At 38.6% G+C, this 19,823-nt stretch carries 19 protein-coding genes; 8 read left to right on the plus strand and 11 right to left on the minus strand.

The features are described 5' to 3' along the window. Positions 1-99 precede the first annotated feature (99 nt). Complete coding sequence (glyS, locus tag FZ940_RS07275; protein WP_148822065.1) at positions 100-2,118, plus strand: glycine--tRNA ligase subunit beta; 2,019 nt, start codon at positions 100-102, stop codon at positions 2,116-2,118. A 45-nt stretch (positions 2,119-2,163) separates the two neighbouring features. Here glyS and FZ940_RS07280 read toward each other — a convergent pair whose 3' ends face one another. The 7 genes from FZ940_RS07280 to alaS all read right to left on the minus strand — a co-directional run bounded on the left by FZ940_RS07280 (position 2,164) and on the right by alaS (position 9,237). After that, positions 2,164-3,033 (minus strand): phosphoethanolamine transferase, encoded by an 870-nt coding sequence (locus tag FZ940_RS07280; protein WP_258033409.1) that lies wholly within the window; start codon positions 3,031-3,033, stop codon positions 2,164-2,166. Positions 3,034-3,102: 69 nt separating this feature from the next. Next, positions 3,103-3,294 (minus strand): phosphoethanolamine transferase domain-containing protein, encoded by a 192-nt coding sequence (locus tag FZ940_RS09655; RefSeq protein ID WP_316246151.1) that lies wholly within the window; start codon positions 3,292-3,294, stop codon positions 3,103-3,105. Positions 3,295-3,420: 126 nt separating this feature from the next. After that, entirely contained in the window at positions 3,421-3,708 is a 288-nt protein-coding gene (locus FZ940_RS07285) for a ComEA family DNA-binding protein (RefSeq protein ID WP_148822066.1), read from the minus strand. A gap of 9 nt (positions 3,709-3,717) precedes the next feature. Next, positions 3,718-5,646, minus strand: coding sequence for a transglycosylase domain-containing protein (locus FZ940_RS07290; protein ID WP_148822067.1), 1,929 nt, complete (start codon positions 5,644-5,646; stop codon positions 3,718-3,720). Continuing rightward, the gene (gene maf, locus FZ940_RS07295) at positions 5,643-6,185 is read right to left on the minus strand and encodes a septum formation inhibitor Maf (RefSeq protein ID WP_148822068.1); all 543 of its coding nucleotides are present in this window, start codon (positions 6,183-6,185) and stop codon (positions 5,643-5,645) included. The genes FZ940_RS07290 and maf overlap by 4 nt, the downstream gene beginning before the upstream one ends. Beyond that, entirely contained in the window at positions 6,182-6,682 is a 501-nt protein-coding gene (locus FZ940_RS07300; protein ID WP_054196863.1) for a hypothetical protein, read from the minus strand. Before FZ940_RS07300 ends, maf begins: the two co-directional genes overlap by 4 nt. Next, positions 6,679-9,237: an alanine--tRNA ligase gene (gene alaS, locus FZ940_RS07305; RefSeq protein ID WP_148822069.1), complete on the minus strand. Its 2,559-nt coding sequence runs from the start codon at positions 9,235-9,237 to the stop codon at positions 6,679-6,681. Before alaS ends, FZ940_RS07300 begins: the two co-directional genes overlap by 4 nt. 167 nt (positions 9,238-9,404) lie before the next feature. Between alaS and FZ940_RS07310 the strand changes: the two genes are divergently transcribed. The 3 genes from FZ940_RS07310 to FZ940_RS07320 are packed head-to-tail and all read left to right on the plus strand — an operon-like array spanning position 9,405 to position 11,738. Then, positions 9,405-10,274: a Gfo/Idh/MocA family protein gene (locus FZ940_RS07310; protein ID WP_148822070.1), complete on the plus strand. Its 870-nt coding sequence runs from the start codon at positions 9,405-9,407 to the stop codon at positions 10,272-10,274. Next, the gene (gene hemH / locus FZ940_RS07315; RefSeq protein WP_148822071.1) at positions 10,274-11,227 is read left to right on the plus strand and encodes a ferrochelatase; all 954 of its coding nucleotides are present in this window, start codon (positions 10,274-10,276) and stop codon (positions 11,225-11,227) included. Before FZ940_RS07310 ends, hemH begins: the two co-directional genes overlap by 1 nt. 49 nt (positions 11,228-11,276) lie before the next feature. Next, positions 11,277-11,738 carry a hypothetical protein gene (locus tag FZ940_RS07320; RefSeq protein ID WP_054196859.1) on the plus strand — a complete coding sequence of 154 codons (462 nt, stop codon included), beginning with the start codon at positions 11,277-11,279 and terminating at the stop codon, positions 11,736-11,738. 53 nt (positions 11,739-11,791) lie between these two features. Here the strand turns inward: FZ940_RS07320 and FZ940_RS07325 are convergent, their stop codons facing one another. From FZ940_RS07325 to FZ940_RS07340, 4 genes are read right to left on the minus strand one after another with little or no spacing between them, the layout of a single operon-like run. Further along, the gene (locus FZ940_RS07325) at positions 11,792-12,259 is read right to left on the minus strand and encodes a phosphatidylglycerophosphatase A family protein (RefSeq protein ID WP_148822072.1); all 468 of its coding nucleotides are present in this window, start codon (positions 12,257-12,259) and stop codon (positions 11,792-11,794) included. Between the two features lie 8 nt (positions 12,260-12,267). Further along, positions 12,268-13,449 (minus strand): sulfate adenylyltransferase, encoded by a 1,182-nt coding sequence (locus FZ940_RS07330; protein ID WP_148822073.1) that lies wholly within the window; start codon positions 13,447-13,449, stop codon positions 12,268-12,270. Next, positions 13,427-14,317: a response regulator gene (locus FZ940_RS07335; protein ID WP_148822074.1), complete on the minus strand. Its 891-nt coding sequence runs from the start codon at positions 14,315-14,317 to the stop codon at positions 13,427-13,429. The genes FZ940_RS07330 and FZ940_RS07335 overlap by 23 nt, the downstream gene beginning before the upstream one ends. Then, positions 14,314-15,432: a bifunctional 2-C-methyl-D-erythritol 4-phosphate cytidylyltransferase/2-C-methyl-D-erythritol 2,4-cyclodiphosphate synthase gene (locus FZ940_RS07340; protein WP_148822075.1), complete on the minus strand. Its 1,119-nt coding sequence runs from the start codon at positions 15,430-15,432 to the stop codon at positions 14,314-14,316. The genes FZ940_RS07335 and FZ940_RS07340 overlap by 4 nt, the downstream gene beginning before the upstream one ends. A 150-nt stretch (positions 15,433-15,582) precedes the next feature. Here FZ940_RS07340 and thiC point away from each other — a divergent pair, with 150 nt between their 5' ends. The 4 genes from thiC to FZ940_RS07360 all read left to right on the plus strand — a co-directional run bounded on the left by thiC (position 15,583) and on the right by FZ940_RS07360 (position 19,727). Beyond that, on the plus strand, positions 15,583-16,881 hold the full coding sequence (gene thiC / locus FZ940_RS07345; RefSeq protein ID WP_148822076.1) for a phosphomethylpyrimidine synthase ThiC: 1,299 nt from the start codon (positions 15,583-15,585) through the stop codon (positions 16,879-16,881). Beyond that, entirely contained in the window at positions 16,875-17,975 is a 1,101-nt protein-coding gene (locus FZ940_RS07350) for an Mrp/NBP35 family ATP-binding protein (protein WP_148822077.1), read from the plus strand. The genes thiC and FZ940_RS07350 overlap by 7 nt, the downstream gene beginning before the upstream one ends. 138 nt (positions 17,976-18,113) lie before the next feature. Continuing rightward, positions 18,114-18,380 (plus strand): ACT domain-containing protein, encoded by a 267-nt coding sequence (locus FZ940_RS07355; protein ID WP_021091480.1) that lies wholly within the window; start codon positions 18,114-18,116, stop codon positions 18,378-18,380. Between the two features lie 9 nt (positions 18,381-18,389). After that, positions 18,390-19,727: a PFL family protein gene (locus FZ940_RS07360; protein WP_148822078.1), complete on the plus strand. Its 1,338-nt coding sequence runs from the start codon at positions 18,390-18,392 to the stop codon at positions 19,725-19,727. Positions 19,728-19,823: the final 96 nt, after the last annotated feature.

Raw genomic sequence — 19,823 nt, forward strand, 5'->3', positions numbered from 1 at the left:
TTTTATGATAAGAGGCGTCATTTTGCAGTCACAGGAGAAGGAGAGGGTAAGAAAAATGGTAAGAGAAAAAAGAGAAAATTTTAATAAAAAGAGTGAAATATGAAAGAGTTATTATTAGAAATTGGAGTTGAGGAGCTTCCAGCGATACCCTTTTTAAGGGAGCTGCCAAATATCAATGCTAAATGGCAGGCTGTACTTGAAAAATATAATCTTGTAAGCCCTTTTAAATTTTATTATACGCCGCGTCGTTTGGTCTTTTTCCATGAGAATTTTCCACAATCTCAGCCTGACAGCGTAGCTAGCTTTATCGGTGCGCCAAAGCAAGTAGCACTAAAAGACGGAGCATTTACAAAGGCAGCACTCAGCTTTGCAAATAAATGCGGCATAGATGATAGTGAGCTTAAATTTAAAGAGATAGACGGCAAAGAGGTGCTTTACTACGAAAAAGAGGTGAAGGGCGAGCTGGTTGCTAAGATAATGGGTGAGATGGTTGAAGAGTTTTTAAAGAGCCTTAGCTTTGGCAAGTCTATGCGCTGGGGCAACGGTGAGTTTGAGTTTATCCGCCCGATAAGATCGTTTTTATGCTTGCTTGGAGATGAGGTCATTAAATTTAACAAATTTGGCGTAGAGAGCAGTAACTCTACCTATCCTCACAGAAGTATCAGCTACGACAAGATAAAAATTTCAAATATAAAAGAGTATTTTGAAGGCTCAAAGAGCCGTGGTGTCGTGCTTGAAGCAGACGAGAGAGAAAAAATAATCCTTGATGAGTTTGAAAAGATCAGCCAAAAAAGTGGGCTAAAGATCGAGATCGATAAAGACTTGTTGGCTGAAGTCGTGGCGATCACTGAGTATCCGACGGCACTTCTTGGCTCATTTGAAGAGGAATTTTTGGAGGTGCCAAGCGAGGTCATCATCACTTCTATGAAAGAAAATCAGCGCTACTTCCCAGTCTTTAAAGGTGGCAAACTGGCAAATGGCTTTGTGGTTGTTAGCAACGCCATAACGCAGGACTATTCGCTCATCATCAAGGGCAACGAAAAGGTGCTAAGAGCAAGACTAAGTGATGCGATGTTCTTTTGGCAAAGCGACCTAGCGCACGAATTTGGCCCAGAAAAACTAAAAAATATAACCTACCTAAAAGAGCTTGGAAGTATCTACGAAAAAGAGCTTAGAGAGCTACAAGTGGCTAAAAAACTAGCCAGCAACTACGATGAACTACTCAAAAAAGAAGCTGGCGAGTATGGAGCCAAGCTTGAGCGAGCTGTGATGTTAAGCAAGGCTGATCTTACAACGCAGATGGTTTATGAGTTTACCGAGCTTCAAGGCATCATGGGTGCTTACTACGCAAAGGCAAAAAATGAGGATGAAGACGTCGTTTTGGCCATAAAAGAGCAGTATCTGCCAGACGGCGAGGAGGCACAGTGCCCAAGCAAGGTATTTAGCTCGGTTGTGGCACTTTCAAACAAGCTTGATACGCTAATGGGGCTCTTTAGTATCGGTAAAATCCCAAGCGGCACCAAAGATCCATACGCTCTAAGACGTGCGGCAAATGGCGTGATAAAGATCGTTTTGGCACATAGTTTGAAATTTAACGTAAAAGAAATTTTAGAAGATGTCGCAAAAGACTATAAAAAATTTGATGTTGAAGTGCTTATAAATTTCATCCTTGATAGGCTCTACACCTTCTTTGACGCAAACGCTTCTATCGTAAAAGCATGCATAAAAAGCGGCGAAAAGGATATCTTGGAGCTAACCAAGATGATAGAGGCACTTGCTAAAATTTCAAGCGAGCCAAATTTTAGAGAGAATTTCTCGACATTTAAGCGCCTTGCAAACATCATAAAAGATGATAAATTTAGCAAGGTCGATGAGAGCCTCTTTGAGATAGATGCTGAAAAAGCCCTAAATGATGCATTTAAAGCGGTCAATAAGAGCCTAGCGTATGAGCCAAGGCTAAAAGCGCTATTTGCCCTAAAACCACAGATCGATGAGTTTTTTGACAAAGTTATGATAAACGTTGAAAACGAGAAAGTGCGAAACAATCGCATCGCGATCATCGGTCAAATTTATAGTGAGATACTAAAAGTAGCTGATATAAAAGAGATCAGCTTTTAAATTTACGCCAGCTTCAGGCTCTTGCCTAGGCTGGCTTTAAATTTACTACCTAAAGATATCAAATTCTGGCTCATAAGCCTTAGTTTTTATTCCAAAATATCCAAGAACTGAGCTAAATATAAAATCATGCGAAAGACTTTCATTTTTTCTAATTTTTAGCCTTTTTAAAAGTTCTCTATCGCTTGAAAAGACGATGGCTGGGATGTGTTTTTGCTCATCTGGGGCGATGGAGTAAGGCAGACCATGTAAATATATGCCGTTTTCGCCTAGGCTCTCTCCGTGATCTGAGAAAAAGAACATGGCAACTTTAAATTCATCTTTTCTTGCTTCAAGGGCGTTTATTAGCTCGCTTTGTAGATAGTCCTCATATAAAATGGTGTTGTCGTAGGTGTTTGCTATCTCTTCTGGTGTACATTTGTTTAGCTCGGCAGTGTCGCATGTTGGGGTAAATTCTTTAAATTTGCTTGGGTAGCCTTTGTAGTAGATAGGGCCGTGCGAGCCTTGCAGATGTAGCACGATAAAGGTGGTGGAATTTGCATCTTCGATGACCTTTTTTGCTTCATTAAATATCACTTCGTCAAAGCCTTCTGCTCGATGATCTGAAGTATGGTTTTGATCAAGATTATTACAAACGCCCTTGCAACCGCCGCTATTGTTGCCAAAAAAGTATGTTTTTATGCCAAGTTTATTGATGATATCAACTAAATTTTCACGAGCTTTTGCTTCGCGGTTGCTAAAATTTTCTCGCTTTAAGTCTGAAAATAGGCAAGGCACGCTAGTCTCCGTGGCTGTTCCACATGAGTAGAAATTTGTAAAACTTACCACACCTTTTTGTTTAGTAAATTTATTCGTATCATTTTTGGCGTAGCCATTTAGTGAGTAGTTTCTGCTTCTTTGCGTCTCGCCAACTATCAAAACTAAAATTTTCTTTTTATCATTAGCTAGTACCGCATCATCTGCTACATAAGTAAAAGGTAGTGGTTTTTATGTGAGTGATTTTACTAGTTTTGTAGCTGAGTAGATGGGATAGTATGGGAGCAATACGGTCCTTAAATTCGAGTGTTCTCTAAAAAATGGTATAAAAATTTTAGGCGTTAATGAAAATATGATAGCTATTGCAACTATAGAAAATGAGATAATTTTTGCTCTTAATTTAAACTCATTAAATGCCAACAAAAACTAAGATAAAAATAATTGCAAATATAAGAAAAAGAGTATAAAAAAAGAGTGGATTATTTTATAAAAAGCCATAATAATAGGACTCAAGTGTAAATGGCTAGAAAATTTAAATAAAAAATAAGATTATTTTTTCTTGCCTTTGGAGTTTTTTGCTTCATTTTTTTTGACTTTCGCATTCTCTTTTATGCTAAGTTTTTCTTTAACTTTTTGCATATCGTTAAAGCCAATACCTTGGACTCTTTCAAGCTCATTGATACTTTTAAATTTATGGGCTTTTCTATATTTTATAATGTTTAACGCTTGGCCTTTACTTAGACCAAGCTCCATTAACTCGTTTTTGCTGGCTGTATTTAGATTGGCGCCATATGCAATACTTGCGACTACTAAACAAAGTAAAATTTTAATCCTCATCTTATCTTCCTAGAATAATAATCCATCATTTTCTTGATCTTGTATGATGTCATTTGCCGGTATATTTTGAGGTAGTGGTGAGTCGTTTGTGTAGTATTCGTCACTGCCACCATAATAGCCTTTATAAACACCATCTGGCTGCTCAAATGCACGTCTTAAAGTAGGATAAAGCTTAATGTAGCCTTCCATAAATTTCTTAAACACAGGTGCGGCTGTTCTACCACCGCCTTCAATCTTTTTCATAGGACTGTTGTCATCATTTCCGTACCAGATTATCGCTTCGATGTCAGGCGAGTAGCCACAAAACCAAGCATCGATGTTATTGTTTGTTGTGCCGGTTTTGCCTGCTATTTGGATACCGTTTATTTTAGCGTTACGTCCAGTACCGTTATTTACGACATTTTGAAGAAGTGTCGTCATCAAAAATGCTTGTTCTGGTTTTAGCGCTTGCTTTCTTTGTGGTTCATAATCCATCGACGCACCAAAACTATTTTCTATATGCTTAATAAGTGTTGGCTCAACCATCTCGCCCTCATTTGGGAACATCGAGTAAAATTTTGCAAAATCAAGTGGTGAAATCCCAAAACTTCCAAGTGCGATAGATAAATTTTCTGGGATATCGTTAAAGCCCATATCAGTAAGCTGTTTACGAACCGAGCTAAGGCCAAGATCGTTTAGCAAATTTATGGTTGCGAGGTTGCGCGACTGGGTTATGGCTGATTTTATAGTGATATAGCCTTGAAAGCCACCACTATAATTCTTTGGCGTCCACTCTTTGCCATTTCCCATGTCAAATGTCCTAGCGATATCAGCCACTTGAGAAACGACTGAGTAGCCGCTATCAAGTGCTATTTGATAGATAAACGGCTTAAAGCTTGATCCTGGCTGGCGCTTACTTTGAGTGGCGCGGTTATAGCTGCTTTTTGCGTAGTCAATACCGCCAATTAGTGCCAAAATTTGACCACTTTGTGGATGAGTGACTACTATAGCTCCATTTAGGATTTCTGCATTTGCTTTTTTATCGCGCTTTAAAATTTCATTGTAGCCATAGACTAGAGCGTCTTGAGCGATCTTTTGAACATTTAGATCAACTGTGCTTTGTATCTTATAGCCACCAGTCTTTATATCGTCAAATTTCTTTGAAGCCTCTTTTATTATCTCATCGACTACGTAAGGAGCTTTATTTCTTGTGAGTGTATCGTCAAAGACTGCTGGCTCTTCAAGCACGCCTTTGCGGTACTCGTCCTCGTTTATCCAGCCGATGCTATACATTCTCTCAAGTACTCTATTTGCACGGCTAAGTGATAGGTCAAGGTGCTTTGTAGGATCATAGGTGCTTGGAGCTTTTGGCAAGCCAACTAGCATGGCAACCTCTTTTATACTGAGCTCATTTAGCTCTTTTCTAAAATATCCTTCAGCTGCTGTTTTTATGCCGTAGTAGCCATGTCCAAAATATACGTGATTTAGGTATCTTTCGATGATATCTTCTTTGCTAAGCTCGCTTTCAAGCTTCATGGCAAGCACTATTTCTTTTATCTTTCTTGTAAATTTCTTCTCACGGCTTAGAGCCAAATTTTTAATGAGTTGTTGTGTTAGTGTTGAAGCTCCCTCTACTAGCTTTCTAGCCTTGATATCTTTTATGGCAGCTCTTGCCATAGCTTCTACGTTTATGCCACCATGCTCAAAGTAGCTCGTATCCTCAATAGCCACGAGTGCTTCTATGACACGCGGCGGGATGTCGTTATACTTTACGTAAATTCTATTTTCTTCAAAGATATTTGCGATGAGTTCATTGTTTCTATCAAAAATTTGCGTTGTAAGCTTTGGTTTATAATCAATAATAGCGTAAGCATCAAATCTAACTTGTGAATAAAAATATAAAAATGCTCCGCCAAGTGAAATGGCAACTATAAAGATAAATGCCAAGATATATTTCATAAAAATGCCTTTAATATTTTTAAATTTAGTCCCATGGCTGTGCTGGTTTCGCCGTGTTGGGAGATGATATATTTTTTATTAAAATTTTCTATCGTCATGGCTCCAGCCTTACCTTGCCACTCATTATTCTTTATGTATTCATTAAGGTCATACTCGTCAAATTTTTTAAATTTATACGTAGTTCTACTTACGTTTATAAGCTCAAATTCGCCTAAAAATATCATCGCCGTATAGACGCTGCATTCGTTACCGCTTTGTAAATTTAGCATGGCAATCGCTTCTTTTTCGTCCTTTGCTTTACCTAAAATTTTATCTCCACACGCCACACAGCTATCTGCAAAGAGCAAATTTTTAAGATCTATATTTTCTTTTAAAAATTGCTCTTTTTTAGCTTTTACGACATTTTGGACATAAATTTCAGGCTTTACATTTTTTTCTATCTTGCTCTCGTCAAACTGGAAAGAAATTTGAGTGAAATTTATGCCAGCATCTTTTAATAAATTTGCCCTTGTTGGTGAGCTTGAAGCGAGTGTTATCATAAAAACACCTTATAGCTTATACCAAGATAAATAGCTGCTAGAGAAGCTAATAAATTTAGCGGTGTGAAGTAATAAATTATAACGATCAAACTCTCATTTAGCTCGATCATTTCATGCGATCTTAGTGCTTTTAAGGCCTTTTTGTATCTATAAAATATATAGCTTAAATTTAATAGCAAAAATAGTTCTATTGCGCATTTTGTTGCCACCATCGCACTTGCCATAGGATTTGTCAAATTTGCATCATAAAATCCAAAAATTATAACTATGCTTGTAGCTATCACGCAAAGGATTAGTATGAAAATCGCAATGCCAAAGCGTCTTATAATGTGAAGTAAGATGTGATAGCGTTCCTTGTCTTCAAATTTATTTTTTATAAAGTAACTTCCAACAAGCACAAGACCGGCTTGTAGCCCCACAAAAAGAGCTACAAAGCATACATGCAAAAATAGTACTACTTGGTCAAATTTTATAAAAGCTATATCGTAATGACTCATTTTTCTAAGGCTTGCCTTGCGTACTCAAGTGAGTCTTTTATCGCATCTTCTATCATTGATGCATCTTTGCCACCGGCTGTTGCAAAGTCATCTTTACCACCGCCATTGCCACCTAGGATTTGTGCTGCAAATTTTACCCAAGCACCAGCTTTTAAAGGAGCATTTTTAACTCCAGCTGCAAGAGAAATTTTGCCACTCTCATCGGCTTGGATTAGCAAAATAGCAGCACTTTCATGCTCATTTTTAAACTCATCTATCAAGGTTTTTATATCTCCACCATCTACGCTTGTGACGCAAAGTTTGGTTTTATTTATATCTAAATAGACTAGCTCATGAGAATTTTTAGCATTTTTTAGTTTATCTTTTAAAACTTTTAGCTCATTTTTTAGCTTTTTGGCCGCATTTAGTGGCTCAGTGCTTTTTAGTTCATCTTTTAGCTCATCAAGCTCTGTTCTAAAAGACCTTGCTAAATTTAGCGCAGCTCTTGAGCAAACAGCCTCTATACGCCTAACGCCAGCACTTACGCCACCCTCTTTTGTGATGAAAAATGATCCTATCTCATCTATATTTTTCACGTGTGTGCCACCGCAAAGCTCTTTGCTGACGTCGCCAAAGCTAACGACTCTTACATTATCAGCGTATTTTTCATTAAATAGTGCGATAGCTCCACTTTTTTTAGCCTCTTCAAGCTCCATAACCTGCGTTTTTGCATTTGCACCGCTTAAGATCCACTCATTTACAAGGTTTTCGACCTTTGAAATTTCTTCGCTAGTAAGCGCCTTTGGATGAGAGAAGTCAAACCTTAGCCTATCTGCCTCGACGTTTGAGCCAGCTTGAGCGATATGCGTGCCAAGCACGCTTCTAAGGGCTGCGTGAAGCAAGTGTGTAGCGCTGTGATGACGTGCAGTTTCTGCTCTATCGCTAGAAACTTCAAGCTCTACTTCGTCGTCAACTTTTAGTGCCACGGTAGTTTTTACTAAAGATAAATTTAGCCCATGAAATTTTTGTGTATCAAGCACATTTGCTTTGCCTACTATCTTACCGCTATCACCGCACTGGCCGCCACTTTGAGCATAAAATGGAGTGACGTCAAACATCACCCAGCCCTCTTTGCCAGCATCTAAACTATCTACATTTTTAAATTCTTCATCAAGCAGGGCTAGAATTTTACTTTTGCTCTTAAGCTCTTCGTAGCCTATAAATTTATTCTCGCCAAATTTTTCAAGTAGCTCTTTAAAGTCGCCCTTCGCGCTCTTGTCGCCACTGCCTTTCCAGGCAGCTTTTGCACGTGCTTTTTGCTCACTCATAAGCTCATCAAACCTTGCCTCATCGACCTTTAGACCCTTTTCTCTAAGCATATCAGCTGTTAGATCAAGTGGAAAGCCAAATGTGTCATAAAGCTTAAACGCAGCCTCTCCGCTAAAAATTTCTTTTGTATTTTTAAGCTCGCTCTCAAATAGCTCCAAACCGCTAGCAATAGTCGCTAGAAATCTCTCTTCTTCAAGCTTGATCTGCTCTTTTACAGCCGCTTTTTTCTCATTTAGATAGGTGTAGTGCTCGCCCATTAGCTCGCAAACTTTATCGACAAGCTTATACATAAATGGCTCTTTTATGCCTAGCAAGTATCCATGGCGGATCGCACGGCGTAAGATGCGGCGAAGCACGTAGCCACGGCCTTCTTTATCAAATGTCGTGCCCTGAGCCAGCAAAAATGTGACCGAGCGGATGTGATCGCTTATGACGCGGTAGCTAGCGCCACTTTCATAGACGTATGGCTTGCCACAAAGCTTTGCTACTTCGTTAATTAGCGGCATAAAAAGTGAGCTATCGTAGTTGCTAAATTTACCTTGCAAGATAGCAGTAACACGCTCAAGTCCCATGCCTGTATCGATGCTTGGCTTTGGTAGTGGGCTTAGTTTGCCATCAGCGCTTCTTTCATACTGCATGAAAACAAGATTCCAAATCTCTAAAAATCTATCACCGTCGCCGCCCATGTAATCTTCAGGTGTATTGAAGTGCTCAGCACCTTGATCGTAAAAAATTTCACTGCAAGGGCCGCATGGTCCAGTATCGCCCATCTGCCAGAAGTTATCATGATCGCCAAAGCGGTAAATTCTCTCTTTTGCGATGTGAGTACTCCAAATTTCAAATGCTTCATCGTCGCTTTCGTGAACGGTTATATAAAGTTTGTCTTTTGGTAGTTTTAGTACTTCTGTTACAAATTCCCAAGCGTAAGCGATCGCCTCTTTTTTGAAGTATTCGCCAAAGCTAAAATTTCCAAGCATTTCAAAAAATGTGTGGTGGCGCGCTGTGTAGCCGACGTTATCTAGGTCGTTGTGCTTTCCGCCAGCTCTTATGCAGGTCTGACAGCTAGTGCGGATAGGTGGTGTTGGACGTGGCACTTCGCCTGTGAAAATACTCTTAAATGGCACCATACCAGCGTTTGTGAAAAGTAGCGTTGCATCATTTGGCACGAGTGGTGCAGAAGCTACGACTTCGTGACCTTTTGATTTAAAAAAATCAAGATACGCCTTTCTTATATCTAAATTTTGCATTTTTATCCTCGTTAGTTTTAAATTTTGCTTGATTTTAGCTAAAAATCGTTTGTAAATTTATAAAAAAATACAAAATTAATTTTTGCTTAATATATTTTATAAATTTATTTGTTTAAAAGCGATTTGCAATTAAAATAGCCTAAAAATTTATAACTAAAAGGTCTTTAGTGAAACTCAAAATTGGCATTGTTGGATACAATCTAGCTGGCAAGCGGCACTATATGGAGCTGAGGCGTTCTGACAAATTTGAAGTTTGTGGGGTTTTTGATAAAGAAAATAGAGATGATGCTTGCAGAGCTCCGTTTTTTGATGAGTTTAAGAAATTTATAGAAGTAGCCCAGCCGCAAGCTGTCGTACTTTGTCTGCCTCAACATGAGATAGTAGAGGCCTTTTGTCAGTGTGCAAAATATTGCCAAAATATCTTGATTTCAAGGCCGATATTTAAAAGTGTAAGCGAGCTAAAAGAGATAAAATATGCTTCAGTGGTAAATAAAGTAAGAGTTTGCACCGGCGTTGATGAGCGTTTTAATCCAACTATCGTTTCATTAAAAAAGGCACTTTTAAAAGAAGAAGAAATTTATAGCATTTCAATTGCGCATTTTAAGCCACTTTGTGAGGGAAATATTATAAACGAACTTTCGCTTTGCGATATAGACCTTGCGAAAAATTTAGTAGATAGTGAAATTTGTAGCTTTTTTTATACTCAGGCAAATAAAACCAATACCAAAATATGTGATAATGTTGGAATTAACATTAAAATGAAAAATCAAATTTTGGTGAGTATTACTGATTCTTTTTGTGGTTCATTAGAACGTTTTAAAATAGAAGTAAATGCCAAAGAAGGTGTTTATTTTGGCGATCTTATTGATTACAAACTTCACAGAGTAAATGAAAATGGTCAGATGAATTTAAAAACCGATCCTTTAAACAATGAAATAAAAGCCCAATATGATGCCTTTTATGATCTTTGTCAAAGCAGCGAAAGTAGCGAGCTTTCAAGCATTGATGATGCGATAAAAATTAAGGAGTTGTTTTGATGAAAAAGGCACTTTTGCTTTTAAATATGGGTGGGGCAAATAGCCTTGCTGATGTAGAAATTTTTCTAAAAAATATGTTTAATGACCCTTATATTTTGGGTATAAAGAATAAATTTTTAAGAAAATTTGTAGCTTTTATGATCACAAAAGGTAGGCTAAAAACGGCTAAGCATAACTACGAACAAATAGGTGGCAAATCGCCTATTTGCGAGCTTACAGCTAAGCTTTGCGATAAAATTTCAAGCTTACAAAATGAGTTTGATGCAGTTGATTTTGCGATGAACTATACTTCACCATTTGCAAAAGATGTGCTTAAAAAATACGAAAATTTTGATGAGATAGTGCTTTTGCCACTTTATCCTCATCATTCACAAACTACGATAACTTCGAGTTTAGATGATTTTAAAAAAGCAAAAGATGAGTTAGGCGTAAAGGCTAAAATTTTGCTTTGCGGGCCATTTTATGATGATGAAATTTATAATAAAATCATAATCTCACATATAAACGAAGCCATAAATAATATAGATGTAAGCGATGTGGAGCTTATCTTTTCGGCTCATTCATTACCTCAAAAAATTATCGATAAAGGCGATGTCTACGAAAAGCATATAAATGAGCATGTGCAAATTTTAAGCAAAATGATAAAAGATAGTGGACTAAACTTCAAAGAGATAAATTTAGCCTACCAATCGCGTCTTGGGCCTGTAAAATGGCTAGAACCCTCACTAAATGAAATTTTGGTAAAGAGTAAGAGTAAAAAGGCTCTTATCTATCCTCTCTCTTTTTGTATTGATAACTCTGAGACCATTTTTGAGCTAGTTATTGAGTACGCAAAGATTGCAAAAGAGCTAAATTTTAGCTTCTACAAGGTTGTTTGGTGCCCAAATTTTAGTGATGAGTTTGCTAGTTTTATCTTACAAAAATCAAAAACAGCCAAAGAGATTAACTTTTAGGAATAAATCTTGCTTATAAAATATATCTCAATACAGCAAAAGGAGATATATGAAGGTACAAAATAACGACATAATCGATTATTTATTGCAATCAGGCTCAAGCAAAACTAAGGATAAAAAAAATAGTTTTGATGAAATTTTAAGCCTTGCTATGGATAAAATCGCAAGCGATGCAAAAATTTCAGATAAGATTGAACAGTTTAAAAAAAGGCTTACTGAGATCGGCGCAGTTGGTTTTATAAGTGAGCTAAATTCTAACAAGATAGAAGAGAAAATAGCCCAAAAGAAAAAGGAGCTAACTGAACTTCTAGGCATAGATGATCCCGCAAAAACACAGGATCAAAAAAATGAGCTGCTTAAGATAATGGATAAAATTTTAAGTGATTACCGCAAAGAGCTAAATGTAGCACTTGCTAATCAAGCTCTGCTAGAGAAGCAAAAAAATCTTAATAGTAAGAGTAGTAGCTCGGTTAATTTAAGTTCTGTTTTAAATGAGCTAGGACTTGCTTAAAATTTATATAAAATATACTTAAGCCTATATAACTTTGCCAAAAATCTATCTTTTTACGGCAAAGTTATGCCAAATTTTATAGCAGCCCCGTATATTATTGCGCTAATTATTCCAGCAAAAAAGCCAGCTACCATATCATCGCCCATTACGCCAAGGCCACCTTTTACATTGCGGTCGATCCTACCTATTATCGAAGGCTTTTTAATATCAAGTACTCTAAAAAGTACAAGCGAGAGTATGAGCTGAGAAATCGTAGCTCCGCTAATGGCGACAGCAAGCCAAACTCCAGCAACTTCGTCGATCACAATAAAGCTCTCGTCGTGCGAATTTACCTTTTTTTCAAAATCATCTATAACGCTAATGCTTATCAAAAAGAGCAAAATACTAGCTAGAAAAAGCGTGGTTGATGATAAAAAATAAAGCACAAAATAAGCTACCACAGCACCAGCGATAGAACCCCAAGTGCCAGGTGCTTTTGGTAAAAGTCCAAATCCAAAAAAAGTTAAAAATAGTTTTTGCATAAATTTCCTTAAGTCATCGATGATGTTTGATAAAGCTTCATAAGCTCTTCGTAAAAGTCACGGTCAGTTTTGTTTTCAAGTAGTCCTGAATTTACAAAAAGATCATCGCAAAGCTTTTGCACGTCTTTGAAGCGATTTGTAAAGAGTTTGCTTAAAACTAGTGCAGAAATTTCTGGCCTCACAAGAATGGCTGGTGGCATAATGCCGTTAAATAGCAGCTCCTTGATAACATCTGGATGATATTTGATCTGATGATGTTGTCCGTGTGGGCAACTTTTGGTACTAACTAGTGTCTTGCATTTGTTGCAATAAACTAGCTCTGGCAGTACGATTACCTCTAAATTTAGGTCATTTTTATAAATATCAAGAATCGTATGAGCTTCATTGTGATCAAAAAACATTCCAATTCCTGAGTGGTTTTGTCCGATGACTAGCTTATTTGCTCCAAATCTTGAAGCAGCGATGCACTCAAGTGTTGGGTTTGCGTGTGAGCTAAAAAGAGTCGTATTTTTTAGAGCAAAGACAAAGACCTTTTTTGTCGGCAAATAATTTTGTATAAAATAATCTAGCACTTGCTTTCTAATCTCGTAATCAACGTGCTTTTCTTCGCGTGTTCGTATTAAAAAAATGATTACTAAATCAGCCTTGTCAATAGTCATTCTAACAAGGCGCTCGTGAGCTCTATTAAATGGATCAGCCGTTAAAAAGACCGCTGTTATCTTTTTAGCGCCATCTTCTTTTATTAGATCATTTAGTGTGTTTTTGCTTATTTGCATACTTTCATCATAAAGCTCAAATTCGCCACTAATGCCGTATTTGCCTAAATTTAGCTCTTTATCATTGCTAGCTTCGTTTGCTAAAAATATATTTTTAGCTCTCATGTTCTCGTCAAATTTAAAGACCTTGGCAACATTGATGTGCCCAACAATCTTACCATCAAGATTTAGATTTACCTTTTGTCCAGGAGTAAGCTTGCTGGCAATATTTTGATTTAGCTCGCCAAATGGAGCAAATCCAAAAGAATACGGCATCGGCTCACCATTAAAATAGCCTTTCTTACTCACCTCTTTTATCTGTTCATCATCCATCAGCGAGTCATAATCTGAGAGAATTTTATTTTTTATTAGCTCCAAAGCACCAAAAACTTCGGTATTTATAGAAATTTCGCTATTTTTTCTTGCTGACGTCATATTTCTTTCTCTTTTCCCAAAGTGATTTTCTAGAAATTCCAAGCTTCTTGCTAAGTTCTGTATCAGGGAATTTATCTTGATAATTAACGATTATGTACTTTATGTATTCATCGATCGTAACGATCTCATCGATATTGAAATTTTTATCGCGTCCTGAGAGTTCAAACTCGTCAAATGGTGCTTTTTGCGTAAAGTCGCTAGTTGAGATCGCGACCTTTTTCTTTTTGCAAATTTCTAAAATTTTCTCTTTTTCTTCTTGTTTTAGCTCCTCTAAATTTGTCATATAGATTAGCTCATCACCATTTTTGACTAGTGCCTTTTCAAGCTCAGAGAAACAGGCTTTGCCTAAAAATAAAAATGGCAATTTGCAAGCTTTTACGTAGCTAAATATAAATTTATCGCTGTATCCGCTTTTGCTTGATTTTAAAAGCAGTGGAAATTTTATCTTTTTTGCTTCAAAGCTAGAAATTTCATACTCTTTTAAAGCGTAATTTACGTAGCTTTCATAGTTTTTGATCTCATTTTTGAAATTTCTAAATTCCTCAAAATGCTTTATCTTTCTAACTAGCTCTTCTATCATAAATGGCTTTTGGATGTAATCAACCGCACCTGCTTGGATCGGTTTTAGCACAGTGTCACTGTTGATATAAGCGATGAGTAAAATGATTATAGAGCTTTTAAATTTTTCGATAACAGGGTAAAAATCCTGCCCTGGAAGTGTGGTAGAAAGTAACACTACATCAAAATTTTCAAACTTTAACGCTTCTTTTACGCTTTTAGCGATCTCGCAATCGTAGCCAAAATCAGCTAGTTTACTAGCCATCGAGCCAGCTAAGTAAATTTCGTTTTCTATTATTAAAATTTTCATATTTGCTTCCAGTTGTAAAATTTAAGGCTTGCACTTGCCATTACGGCGATCCCTTCGCATCTGCCAACAAAGCCAAGCCCTTCAGTAGTCGTTGCCTTTACATTTATGCGGCTCTGATTTAAATTTAGAGCTTTTGCGATATTTGCCTCCATTTTTGACTTTAGTTTTGAAATTTTTGGTTTTTGTGCCATTATCGTGATATCAGCGTTTGTTAGCACAAAACCCACGCTTTGCACCCTTTTGTAAGCTTCCTCAAGCAAGTAAATGGAGCTAATATCTTTAAATTTAGCATCTGTATCAGGAAAAAGTTCGCCTATATCGCCAAGTCCAGCAGCTCCCAAGATAGCGTCAGTTAGCGCATGAAGTGCCACGTCGCCGTCGCTGTGTGCTTTTAGCCCAAACTCATAGTCGATCTTCTCGCCACAAAGAATCAAAGGACGGCCCTTTTCAAACTCATGCACATCAAAGCCATTTCCCACAAAGACTTCATTTTCGGGCTCTTTTAAAGCAGAAATTTTGGCAAGATCCTCTTTGTAAGTGATCTTTCTTGCCATTTCATCACCTAAAATTTGCCAAACGCTTGCGCCAATGGCTCTCATAGCTGAGCTATCATCTGTGTAAATTTCACCGCCGCCAAGAGCTTTTTTAAGAAGTGTTGTGCGAGAGAGTTGTGGTGTTTGGATAAGTTTTACCTTTTCTCTATCGATAGCGTTTTCGCCAAGATAAGCAGTGTCAGCGATCTTTAGCGCCGGAACTACACAATCAGCCTGACTTGCTGCCTCTATAATTTTGTGAAAAAGCTCGCTTGATATGCAAGGGCGCGCGATGTCGCTAACTAGGACAAATTCGCTACTTACTAGCTCAAGAGCGTTTTTTAGGCTATCTTGTCTTGTCTCGCCGCCATCAACAAATTTATAATGTGGAGCAAATTTAGACATATATTTACACTCTTTACTAACGACGATGATCTCTTTAAATGTGTAAAAGTTACTCAAATTTTTAGTGGCAAATAGCCAAAGTGGGTCACTGCCTATACGAAGCCATTGCTTCTTTACAGGTAGCTCAAAACGGCTGGAATTTCCAGCTCCAAGCATTATAAGTGAGATATCAAGCAAGGTAGCTCCTTTGAAGATTGTTACGGAATTATACATTCTAAAACTTGAAAAAATCTTTTTAAAAAAGAGTAGAAATTTAGATTTATTTAGTTAGTTCAAATATAAAAAGGACTAAAATTAGCTTTTTTATAAATTTTTAAAAGGCTACTCATGAGAGAAAAGACGCAGATGTATTATGCTAGGCGAGGTGAGCTCACAAAGGAGATGAGCTATGTGGCAAAGATCGAGGGAGTGAGTGAAAATTTAGTGATGGACGAGGTGGCAAATGGCAGGATCATTATCCCAGCAAATGTAAATCACATAAATTTAAAGCCAATGGGCATAGGCAGAAAACTAAAGACAAAGGTTAATGCAAATATCGGCAACTCAAGCCTAAGCAGTGACATTTGCGCAGAGCTTAGAAAGCTTGAAATTTGCTTAGAATTTGGCGCTGATACGGTTATGGATCTAAGCACGGATGGCGATTTGGATGCCATTAGAAGCGCTATCATAGAGCATTCAAGCGTGCCAGTTGGAACTGTGCCGATGTATGAAATTTTAAAAGAGGCAAAAGAGGTTACAAATATCACAAATGAGCTAATTTTAAGCGTGCTAGAGAAACAAGCAAAGCAAGGAGTTAGTTACTTTACGATACACGCTGGCTTTTTGCGTGAGTTTTTGCCGCTTGTCAAAAAGCGAAAAATGGGCATAGTAAGCCGTGGTGGTAGTTTAAGTGCAAGCTATATGTCAAAGCTAAATAAGCAAAATCCATTTTATGAAATTTTTGATGAAATTTTAGAAATTTGCGCAAGATATGATGTCTCGCTCTCACTTGGTGATGGACTTCGCCCAGGATGTCTTTTTGATGCGACAGATGAGGCGCAGCTTAGCGAGCTAAAGGTGCTTGGAGAGCTAACGCTTCGTGCATGGGAAAAAGATGTGCAAGTGATGATTGAAGGTCCTGGCCATGTGCCATTAAATCAAATTGAGTATAATATGAAAATCGAACAAGAGCTCTGCCATGATGCCCCATTTTACGTGCTTGGGCCGCTTGTCTCAGACATAGGTGCAGGATACGATCATATCACCTCGGCGATCGGTGGCACAATGGCAGCATATCACGGTGCTAGCATGCTTTGCTACGTGACGCAAAAAGAGCACCTTGGCTTGCCAAACGAAAATGATGTAAGAGAGGGCATCGTAGCTCACAAGATAGCAGCTCATGCCGCAGACGTCGCGCTTGGCAAAGCTGGAGCTATCGAAAAAGATCATGCGATGAGTGATGCAAGATACGCATTTGATTGGAACAAGCAGTTTGAGCTTAGCTTTGATCCAAAAAAGGCTAGAGAGCTTCACGATGAGAGCTTGCCAGAAGACGTGTTTAAGAGTGCTCATTTTTGTTCGATGTGCGGACCAAAATTTTGTGCATATAAAATTTCAAAAGATCTAGAAAAAGGAGAAAAATGTTAAATAAAGAAGAGGTCTTAAATAGGCTAAAAGGTGTTATATATCCTGGTTTTGAAAAAGATATAGTTAGCTTTGGCTTTGTAAAAAATATAGAAATCGGCGATAAAATTACAATAGAAGTCGAGATAGTTAGCTCAAGCCCAGAAGTTGCAAACGAGCTAAAAACGGACATCAAACGTGTCATGGGCTCAAATGAGTATGTGCTAAATTTGATCCAGCCAAAGATACCTGAGGAGAAAAGTAACACTCAAAGTGGTAAAAATATTGCGCCGCAAGTTAAAAATTTCGTAATGGTAAGCTCTGGAAAAGGTGGCGTTGGTAAATCAACCACAACGCTAAATTTAGCCATCTCAATGGCAAAACTAGGCAAAAAAGTGGGAATTTTAGACGCTGATATCTATGGACCAAACATCCCAAGAATGCTCGGCGAAGTAAATACCCAGCCACAAGTCGTTGGTAACAAGCTAAAACCTATACTTAGCCACGGAGTTGAGATGATGAGTATGGGCGTTTTGATGGAAGAAGGTATGAGTCTTATTTGGAGAGGTTCGATGATCATGAAAGCGATCGAGCAGCTGCTAAAAGACGTGCTTTGGAGCGAGCTTGATGTCTTGTTTCTTGACATGCCTCCAGGAACGGGAGACGCGCAGCTAACTCTAGCTCAAAGCGTACCAGTAACGGCAGGTGTCTGCGTCACAACGCCACAAGTTGTAGCGCTTGACGATAGCAAGCGTGCGCTTGATATGTTTGAGAAGCTCCACATCCCAATCGCTGGCGTCATCGAAAATATGAGCGGTTTCATCTGCCCAGATAATGGCAAAGAGTATGACATCTTTGGCAAAGGCACGACTGAAGAGGTGGCAAAAGCTTACAACACGCAAATTTTAGCTGAAATCCCTATCGAGCCAGCTGTTCGCGTGGGTGGAGATAATGGTAAGCCAGTTAGCTTCTACGAGCCAAACTCAGTCACTGCAAAACGCTACGAGAGCGCGGCTGCTAGACTTTGGGAAGTGATAGAAAATATAAATAGTGATGGCGGAGCTGATAACTCAGCGATCCAGCCAGTAAATGACGGCAAGAGTGCTTGCTCGAAGTAAAATTTACAAAAGATAAAATTTAGAGCAAATTTTAAAATTTGCCAGTTTGAAGTTGGCTACCAAAATTTAGCTTTGCTTGATGCTTGGCTTAAATTTTGGAGCCAAAATGCAATCATTTAAAATTTAACAGGAGGAAATATGAAAGCGATCGTAACCGTAGTCGGAAAAGATAGAGTCGGCATCGTTGCTGGCGTCTCAGCAAAGCTTAGCGAGCTAGGGCTAAACATAGATGATATCTCACAGACTATTTTAGATGAGTTTTTTACGATGATGGCGGTGGTTTCAAGCGATGAAAATAAAGACTTTACGGCCTTAAGAGCAGAGCTTAACGAGCTTGGAGAGAGCCTAAAAGTAAAGATAAATATCCAAAGTTCTGCTATCTTTGATGCGATGCATACAATCTAAGGAAAAACAATGGACATCAAAAACGTAACCGAAACGATCTCGATGATCGAAGAGCAAAATTTTGACATCAGAACGATCACGATGGGCATTAGTTTGCTTGACTGCATCGATCCTGACATCAACAAAGCTTGTGACAAAATTTACGCAAAAATCACCACTAAAGCCAAAGACCTAGTCAAAGTGGGCAATGAAATTTCTGCTGAGCTAGGCATACCAATCGTCAATAAAAGAGTGAGCGTGACGCCTATCTCGATAATTGGCGCCGCAACGGACGCAAAAGACTACGTGATGATCGCAAAGACGCTTGATAGAGCGGCTATTGAGGTTGGTATTGATTTTATAGGTGGTTTTTCAGCTTTAGTTCAAAAGGGATATCAAAAGGGCGATGAAATTTTGATAAATTCTATCCCGCAAGCACTTTCCCAGACTTCAAAAGTATGTGCAAGTGTCAATGTCGGCTCAACGAAAACTGGCATAAATATGAGCGCGGTACGTGATATGGGACGCATTATAAAAGAGACAGCAGCAGCATCTGAGATGGGCTGTGCGAAGCTTGTTGTCTTTGCAAATGCAGTTGAAGATAATCCTTTTATGGCTGGTGCATTTCACGGCGTGGGCGAGGCCGATGTGGTGATAAATGTGGGCGTTTCAGGCCCTGGCGTTGTAAAAAGAGCCCTTGAAAAGGTGCGTGGCGAGAGCTTTGACGTGGTAGCTGAGACTGTTAAAAAGACGGCATTTAAGATCACGCGTATCGGCCAGCTAGTTGGCCAAATGGCGAGCGAGCGACTTGGGGTTAAATTTGGTATCGTCGATCTATCCCTTGCTCCAACACCAGCTGTGGGCGACTCGGTGGCTCGTGTGCTTGAGGAGATGGGACTTGAGGCTGTTGGTACGCACGGCACGACTGCGGCACTCGCTCTCCTAAATGACGCAGTAAAAAAAGGTGGCGTCATGGCGTGTAATCAAGTGGGTGGCTTAAGCGGTGCGTTTATCCCAGTTTCTGAGGATGAAGGTATGATAGCGGCGGTGCGCGCTGGCTCACTAAATTTAGAAAAACTTGAAGCGATGACCGCGATATGCTCGGTTGGTCTTGATATGATCGCTATACCTGCTGACACACCAAGCGAGAGCATAGCTGCGATGATCGCTGATGAGGCGGCTATCGGTGTTATAAATCAAAAAACAACGGCTGTTCGCATTATACCGCTAGGCAAAGAGGGCGATATGATCGAGTTTGGCGGACTTCTTGGTAGAGCGCCTGTGATGAGGATAAATAGAGCCTCTTCGACTAGTTTCATCTCTCGTGGTGGGCAAATTCCAGCACCTATTCATAGTTTTAAAAACTAAATTTTACAAAGTCCGCCTCAAATTTGCGGACTTTTCTACTCAAATTTATAGACAACATTTAAATATCTTTTAGTTAAAATAATTATAGATTTCACA

The organism is Campylobacter concisus (assembly GCF_902460415.1).
GTDB lineage: Bacteria > Campylobacterota > Campylobacteria > Campylobacterales > Campylobacteraceae > Campylobacter_A > Campylobacter_A concisus_Y.

What these genes read in the sequence shown, in the direction of transcription:
- glyS (WP_148822065.1), top strand. Translation starts at nt 100, where the DNA reads ATGAAAGAGTTATTATTAGAAATTGGAGTTGAGGAGCTTCCAGCGATA.
- FZ940_RS07285 (WP_148822066.1), bottom strand. Translation starts at nt 3,708, where the DNA reads ATGAGGATTAAAATTTTACTTTGTTTAGTAGTCGCAAGTATTGCATAT.
- FZ940_RS07290 (WP_148822067.1), bottom strand. Translation starts at nt 5,646, where the DNA reads ATGAAATATATCTTGGCATTTATCTTTATAGTTGCCATTTCACTTGGC.
- maf (WP_148822068.1), bottom strand. Translation starts at nt 6,185, where the DNA reads ATGATAACACTCGCTTCAAGCTCACCAACAAGGGCAAATTTATTAAAA.
- FZ940_RS07300 (WP_054196863.1), bottom strand. Translation starts at nt 6,682, where the DNA reads ATGAGTCATTACGATATAGCTTTTATAAAATTTGACCAAGTAGTACTA.
- alaS (WP_148822069.1), bottom strand. Translation starts at nt 9,237, where the DNA reads ATGCAAAATTTAGATATAAGAAAGGCGTATCTTGATTTTTTTAAATCA.
- hemH (WP_148822071.1), top strand. Translation starts at nt 10,274, where the DNA reads ATGAAAAAGGCACTTTTGCTTTTAAATATGGGTGGGGCAAATAGCCTT.
- FZ940_RS07320 (WP_054196859.1), top strand. Translation starts at nt 11,277, where the DNA reads ATGAAGGTACAAAATAACGACATAATCGATTATTTATTGCAATCAGGC.
- FZ940_RS07325 (WP_148822072.1), bottom strand. Translation starts at nt 12,259, where the DNA reads ATGCAAAAACTATTTTTAACTTTTTTTGGATTTGGACTTTTACCAAAA.
- FZ940_RS07330 (WP_148822073.1), bottom strand. Translation starts at nt 13,449, where the DNA reads ATGACGTCAGCAAGAAAAAATAGCGAAATTTCTATAAATACCGAAGTT.
- FZ940_RS07335 (WP_148822074.1), bottom strand. Translation starts at nt 14,317, where the DNA reads ATGAAAATTTTAATAATAGAAAACGAAATTTACTTAGCTGGCTCGATG.
- thiC (WP_148822076.1), top strand. Translation starts at nt 15,583, where the DNA reads ATGAGAGAAAAGACGCAGATGTATTATGCTAGGCGAGGTGAGCTCACA.
- FZ940_RS07350 (WP_148822077.1), top strand. Translation starts at nt 16,875, where the DNA reads ATGTTAAATAAAGAAGAGGTCTTAAATAGGCTAAAAGGTGTTATATAT.
- FZ940_RS07355 (WP_021091480.1), top strand. Translation starts at nt 18,114, where the DNA reads ATGAAAGCGATCGTAACCGTAGTCGGAAAAGATAGAGTCGGCATCGTT.
- FZ940_RS07360 (WP_148822078.1), top strand. Translation starts at nt 18,390, where the DNA reads ATGGACATCAAAAACGTAACCGAAACGATCTCGATGATCGAAGAGCAA.